General features: G+C 75.6%; 5 protein-coding genes. 4 read left to right on the forward strand and 1 reads right to left on the reverse strand.

Going from position 1 to position 6,333, the window contains the following annotated elements; genetic code table 11:
* Positions 1-50 precede the first annotated feature (50 nt).
* Together IF129_RS15965 and IF129_RS15970 are read left to right on the forward strand one after the other, a co-directional pair.
* Positions 51-1,457: a transcriptional regulator gene (locus IF129_RS15965; protein WP_191210324.1), complete on the forward strand. Its 1,407-nt coding sequence runs from the start codon at positions 51-53 to the stop codon at positions 1,455-1,457.
* Between the two features lie 164 nt (positions 1,458-1,621).
* Positions 1,622-3,205, forward strand: a complete 1,584-nt coding sequence (locus tag IF129_RS15970) for a hypothetical protein (protein WP_191210325.1) — start codon at positions 1,622-1,624, stop codon at positions 3,203-3,205.
* Positions 3,206-3,287: 82 nt separating this feature from the next.
* On the opposite strand, the gene IF129_RS15975 is transcribed toward IF129_RS15970, so the two are convergent.
* The gene (locus IF129_RS15975) at positions 3,288-4,661 is read right to left on the reverse strand and encodes an ABC transporter substrate-binding protein (protein ID WP_191210326.1); all 1,374 of its coding nucleotides are present in this window, start codon (positions 4,659-4,661) and stop codon (positions 3,288-3,290) included.
* A gap of 122 nt (positions 4,662-4,783) precedes the next feature.
* Here IF129_RS15975 and IF129_RS15980 point away from each other — a divergent pair, with 122 nt between their 5' ends.
* A complete protein-coding gene (locus IF129_RS15980) occupies positions 4,784-5,284 on the forward strand; it encodes an SCO4402 family protein (RefSeq protein WP_191210327.1) in 501 nt (166 codons plus the stop codon).
* 89 nt (positions 5,285-5,373) lie between these two features.
* On the forward strand, positions 5,374-6,249 hold the full coding sequence (gene purU, locus IF129_RS15985) for a formyltetrahydrofolate deformylase (protein ID WP_191210328.1): 876 nt from the start codon (positions 5,374-5,376) through the stop codon (positions 6,247-6,249).
* The last annotated feature ends 84 nt before the right edge of the window (positions 6,250-6,333 follow it).

Consider the following 6,333-nt stretch of genomic DNA (forward strand, 5'->3'; position numbering starts at 1 on the left):
GCGCGTGGGTAGCCACTCCCGGTGCACGCCGTCGGATCGAGGGGACCACCATGGCCACCGCACCACCGACCCCGCGCCACCTGACCGCCCGGCAGCCCAACGAACGCCTCGGGTCGCTCATCGAGGAGGCCGGCTGCTCGAACGCCGGCCTGGCACGCCGCGTCAACCTCGTCGGGGCCGAGCACGGCCTCGACCTGCGGTACGACAAGACGTCCGTCGCCCGCTGGCTGCGCGGCCAGCAGCCGCGCGGCCGGGCGCCCGCCGTGATCGCCGAGGCCCTCGCCCGCAAGCTGGGCCGCCCGGTCGGCGTGGAGGAGATCGGCATGGCGGGTCCACGCCACCCCGCCGCCGGGCTCGGCCTGCGCTACGAGCAGAACACCACCGCCGCGGTGGAGGAGGCGTGCGAGCTGTGGCGCCTTGACGCCGGCCGCCGAGAACTGGTCACCGGCCGCCCCGTCGCCGCCTCCGCCCTCGTCGAACCCTCCCGGGACTGGCTGATCAACCCGCCGGACGCGGGCGTCGAGCGGACCGTCGGGCCCCGCGTCGGCATGGCGGACGTCGTGGCCGTCACGGCGACGACCGAGGCGCTCTCCGCGCTCGACCACCGATTCGGCGGCGGGCACGTGCGCCCGGTCCTCTCCCACTACCTGGCCGGAGTCGTCGCCGGGCTGCTGACCGGTTCCTACCGGGACGCCGTGGGCCGCGCCCTCTTCCGCGCCGCCGCCCGGCTCGCCGAACTGGCCGGGTACATGGCGGTGGACACCGGTCGGCCCGGGCTGGCCCAGCGGCACTACATCCAGGCGCTGCGCCTCGCCCAGGCGGGCGGTGACCGCGCCTACGGCGGCTACGTCCTCGCGGCCGGGATGAGCCACCTCGCCGCCTCGCTCGGCAGCCCCCGGGAGGTCGCCCAGCTCGCCCGCGCGGCGCAGGAGGGCGCCCGCGGCCACGTGACCCCGCGCACCGAGGCCATGTTCCACGCCGCCGAGGCGCGCGGCCACGCGGTGCTGGGCGACGCGCCCGCCTGCCGCCTGGCCGCCGGGCGGGCCCTCGCCGCCTTCGAGCGTGCCGAGGCGGCGACCGACGCCGGGGACGACCCGTCCTGGATAGCGCACTTCGACGCCGCCTACCTCGCCGACGAGCTGGCCCACTGCCACCGCGACCTCGGCCGGCCGAACCCCGCCCGGCGCCGGGCCGAGGAGGCGCTCTCCCTGCACCCGGAGGGCCGTACCCGGCGCCGCGCCATCGGTCTGCTGCTGCTCGCGGACGCCCAGGCCGGTCAGCGCGAGGTCGACCTGGCGTGTCACACCGGGACCGAGGCCCTCGCCCTGCTCGGCACGCTGCGCTCCGAGCGCGGCCGGGAGTACCTGGACGCCTTCCGGCGCCGCCTGGAGCCCTTCGCCACCGAGCCCGCCGTGCGGGAGTTCACCGAACGGTCGGCCGCCGGACCACCCGCCTGAGCCGGTGCCGGACCGGCTCGCGGGGGACGACGTGGTCGTGTGTGCGAGCCACCCGGTAGCGTGAGCCGACGATGCCCCGACCACGGGGCCGAAGGTCAACGCGCCATCCGGGTCGGTGGGATGAGCGCTCGGGTGCACAGCTGCAAGGTGTGAGGAGTGCGTCGGTGACAGCGCACAGCGGGCACGGCGACGAGCCGCGCGAGGGTGTCGTCCTGCCGTCCAACAGCGAGCCGTGGCCGCCGAGGACCGAGGAGCACGCGCAGTCGGCCCCGCCGACGGGCGGACAGCCCTGGGGGCAGCCCTGGGGACCGTCGGCCGCCGTGCCGCCCCCGCCGCCCGCACACCTGCCCCCGGCCCCGGCCGGCCCGCCGCCCCCCGCCCCGGGGGCCGGCGCGGCGGACGAGACGCAGCTGATGCCGCCCCACCCCGGCGTCCAGCCCGCGCCGCCGCACCAGGGCGTTCCGGGCCCGGCGGACGCGACGCAGGTGCTGCCGCCGCTGCCGTCCGGCGGGGCGCCGTCCTACGGTGGCCCCCCGCCGCCGCACCACGGCGCTCCGGGCCCGGCCGACGAGACGCAGCTGCTGCCGCCGCAGCCGTCCTACGGCGGCAGCCCCCCGCCGCACCGGGGCGTTCCTGGTCCGGCGGACGAGACGCAGCTGCTGCCGCCGCAGGGCGTGCCCGCTCCCGGGGCCGACGCGGCCTCGTCCGCCGCTGCGCAGGGCGGCCCGGAGAGCACCCAGCAGCTGCGCCGGGTCCCCGCGCAGCAGCGCGCCGGCAGGCACCGCGCCCAGCCCCCCGCCCAGCAGTCCGCACAGCCCCCCGCCCAGCAGCCGCCGCCGGGGAAGCCCTTCGGCATCCGGCCCGGAGCGCCGGAGGACCGGCAGCCGCCGGCCGAGTTCGACAGCCTGTTCCGCCCCGCCGACGGAACGGCCGCCGTCGCGCCCGAGCGCCCGGCCGCCCCCGGCCGGGCCGGCTACGGCTACCCGCAGCCCCGCTCCGGCTACGGCTACCCGCAGCAGGCGGGCGGGCCGCACCCCGGCCACGCCCAGCCGCCCGGTGGCCCCGCGGGCCCCGGCGGCCCCGGGCCCGGCGGCCCGCAGGGACCGGAGGAGCCGTACGGGACCGAGGGGCGGCGCCGGAACCCGCTCCTGGTCGTGGCCGCCGCCGCCCTCGTCATCGTCGCCGCCGGGCTGGCCGTCGGCGTCGCCCTGAGCGGCGGGGACGAGGAACCCGTGGAGGAGCCGGGACGCAGCGCGGCGCCCTCGGCCGAGCCGGAGGAGCCCGCCGGTGACACGGCCGCCGAGCAGGCCCGGGCGCTCGACGCCCTGCTCGCCGACAGCAACAACAGCCGTGACGCCGTCATCAGCTCGGTGGAGAACATCAAGGAGTGCACGAAGCTCGGCAAGGCGGCCGAGGACCTGCGGGACGCCGCCGGGCAGCGCAACGACCTCGTGGACCGCCTCGACGAGCTCGACCTGGACCGCCTCCCGGACCACGAGGCGCTGACCGAGCAGCTGACGGCCGCCTGGAAGGCGTCCGCGGAGGCCGACGACCACTACGCCCAGTGGGCCGACGACGTCGCGGGTTCCGGCGGCTGCCCCGGCGGCGAGGCCAGGACGACGGAGGCGCTGGGCGCGGGCAACCGCAGCAGCGGGGAGGCGACCGCCGCGAAGAAGGAGGCGGCGGCGCTGTGGAACCCGATCGCCCGCGAGCACGGCCTGAGCGAACGGCAGCCGACCCAGCTCTGACGCGTGACGCCGGCACCGGCCCGCCCCCGCGCGCCGGTGCCGACGGCCGGTGCCGCCACGAACGGCGGCGGGGCCGGTCCGGTCAGCCGCCCGTGATCTGGTTGAGTGTGCGGCCGATGTCCACCGGGTTCGGTCGTGCCGCGACGAGTTGCCCGTCGCGCACCTGCTGGAAGTTGACCATCGAGTTCACGATGCGCGGGTAGTTGGGGGAGCCGAGCAGGTCCTCGTACTGCCAGCTCAGGTCCGGCGTGATGCCGCCGGTGCTGACGGGCCCGGTGGCGTCGAGCGCCTGGTGCACCGTGCGGTGGGTGATCTCCTGCCCCTCCATGCCCTCCAGGACGGACCTCAGCACCGTGTAGGCGACCCACGTCGTCTGCACGCCGGGATCGGCGAGGTCGATGCGGTTGTCACCGAAGGCGTGCTCGGTGGTGGCGGCGCGCATCTCGTCCCACACCGGCTCCTGGCTCGCCGGGTACCAGCTGGTGACGTAGGAGCCCTCCAGCATGCTGTCCGCGCCGCCCGTGCGGTTGACGAGGGACTGCTCCACGCTGCCGAGCACCGAGGCGAACGTCACCTCGGCGGACGACTCCCGCAGCCGGCTGAAGGAGTCGATGAAGGTTCCGGTGCGTCCGCCGAGGGTGGCGGCCACGCAGGCGCCGTCGGCGCCGCCCGCGTCGGCGATGGTGCTGAACTCGCCGTTCCCCGGGCCGGTCCCGGTGTCCGGGCCCGCCTCCGACGCCTCCGCGTCCGGCGCCTCGGGGACGCCCGCCGCCCGCAGCGCCGTACGCGCCTCCCGGGTGTACTCGGCCGAGTCCTCCGGTGCGGGGACGTCGACGGCCTGCCCGGCCTCGCCCCGGGAGGCGAGGCCCGCGTTGAACAGACCGGGCAGCTCGTCCCCGGCGATCGTGTCCGGCCGGACGAGGGCGACCTCGTCGCAGACCTCCGCGAGCTGCCGGCCGCTGCCGGCCACCAGGGCGGGCTGACCGCCGTTGACCGGGTAGGACAGCGGGCTGGAGAACTCCTCCTCGGTCAGGCCGTAGCCGCCGAGGTAGGGGATGCCGTGCAGTTCGAGCGCGGGCATGATCGTGCGGGCGTGCGTCGTGTAGGAGCCGACGACGGCGACGGCCCCGACCTCGCGGGCCTTGCGGGCGCAGCCGGCGGCCTGCACGCCGTCGTTGCCCTCGTTGCAGGTCACGACCTTCAGCTCGCGGCCGTTGATGCCCCCGTCGGCGTTGACCCAGCGGGCGTACGCCGTGGCGGTCGCCGTCATGCCGGGCATGTTGGTGGCCTTGGTGTCGATCGGTGCCAGGGTCATGACGGTGATCGGGTCGTTCTCGGCGGCGGAGAGGGTGCCGCAGCCGGTCAGTGAGGTGCCGGCGGCCGCGACGGCGAGCGCGGCCGAGACGGCGGTCCGGAGTCGGGGGCGGGGGGCACGGGGCTCGCGCGAGGCGGTCATGACAAGCGACCCTGCCGGGCGGCATGTAACGCTCGAGTGATGCCCACCGAACGGAAGGCGACCTCCGGGTGAAGAGCGCGGACCCCTGCCCCCGGGCCCCCGGACCTGCGTACGTACGATCGATGACCGTGCAAGCACAGGACAGCTCTTCCCGTCGCGCCCGTCGGTCCAGCACCATGGGCGGCATGCCGGTCAACGACATGCCGTGGTGGCGCTGGCGCAGCAACGTGCGCTCAGCCCTGCACATGCTCTCCGATCCCGTCTTCCAGCAGACCCACTGGCTGGAGGGGCGCCCCGGCTACGGGGACGTCACCGACGCCGTCTACCGCCTGGTGGAGGACACCTGGCTGGACCACTGGTCCGCGGAGAAGTACGTGGGCTCGGTCTTCCGCGACACGGGGGAGGCGGCGGCCGTGGACGCCGTCGTGCTCCGCGTGCTGCGCATCCTGCACCAGGTGGGGGCGGACGCACCGGTCTCCGCCTACCTGGAGCACCCGGCCTGGCCGGACGCGCTCCAGGCCGCCCGCGCCGCACACGTCCTGCTGGCGGGCAACGACGGCGAGGATCCGGACGAGCCGCCGAAGTCCCTCGACGTCCTGGCGATCATGCTGCGCTCCGCCTGACGGCAGGGCCGGGGCACGCGGGTCCCGGCCGGTTCGAGGACCCGTGGGCCGGTCCCCCCGACCGGTCGGTGTGTGCCACTCTTGTGCCCATGAGCCCGTCGCCGCCGGCCGCCGCAGCCGACCAGTACGTCCTGACGCTGTCCTGCCCGGACAAGCAGGGCATCGTGCACGCCGTCTCCAGCTACCTGTTCATGACCGGCTGCAACATCGAGGACAGCCGGCAGTTCGGCGACCACGACACCGGACTGTTCTTCATGCGGGTCCACTTCAGCGCGGAGCCCCCGGTCACGCTCGAGAAGCTGCGCGCCAGCTTCGCCGCCATCGGCGACTCCTTCCAGATGGACTGGCAGCTGCACCGGGCCGAGGCGAAGATGCGGATCGTGCTGCTCGTCAGCAAGTTCGGGCACTGCCTGAACGACCTGCTGTTCCGCTCGCGCATCGGCGCGCTGCCGGTGGAGATCGCCGCCGTCGTCTCCAACCACACCGACTTCGCCGAGCTGGCGGGCTCCTACCACGTCCCCTTCCACCACATCCCGGTCACCAAGGACACCAAGGCCGAGGCCGAGGCGCGGCTCCTGCGGCTCGTGCGCGAGGAAGGCGTGGAACTGGTGGTGCTGGCCCGCTACATGCAGGTGCTCTCCGACGACCTGTGCAAGGCCCTGGCCGGTCGCATCATCAACATCCACCACTCCTTCCTGCCGAGCTTCAAGGGCGCCAAGCCCTACCACCAGGCGCACGCCCGGGGGGTGAAGCTGATCGGCGCCACGGCGCACTACGTGACGGCCGACCTCGACGAGGGGCCGATCATCGAGCAGGAGGTCGAGCGCGTCGGGCACGAGGTCACCCCGGAGCAGCTCGTCGCCGTCGGCCGGGACGTCGAGTGCCAGGCCCTCGCCCGGGCGGTGAAGTGGCACAGCGAGCACCGCGTGCTGCTCAACGGGAACCGCACCGTCGTCTTCGCCTGACCCACCCGCCCGGCGCGCTGACTTCGGGACCAGCACCCTGCCGACCCTGGGCGCGCCTACAGCCGGGAGAGCGAGGCCGTCGCG

The organism is Streptomyces chumphonensis, from assembly GCF_014779715.1.
Taxonomy (GTDB): domain Bacteria; phylum Actinomycetota; class Actinomycetes; order Streptomycetales; family Streptomycetaceae; genus Streptomyces; species Streptomyces chumphonensis.

What these genes read in the sequence shown, in the direction of transcription:
- IF129_RS15965 (WP_191210324.1), top strand. Translation starts at nt 51, where the DNA reads ATGGCCACCGCACCACCGACCCCGCGCCACCTGACCGCCCGGCAGCCC.
- IF129_RS15975 (WP_191210326.1), bottom strand. Translation starts at nt 4,661, where the DNA reads ATGACCGCCTCGCGCGAGCCCCGTGCCCCCCGCCCCCGACTCCGGACC.
- IF129_RS15980 (WP_191210327.1), top strand. Translation starts at nt 4,784, where the DNA reads ATGACCGTGCAAGCACAGGACAGCTCTTCCCGTCGCGCCCGTCGGTCC.
- purU (WP_191210328.1), top strand. Translation starts at nt 5,374, where the DNA reads ATGAGCCCGTCGCCGCCGGCCGCCGCAGCCGACCAGTACGTCCTGACG.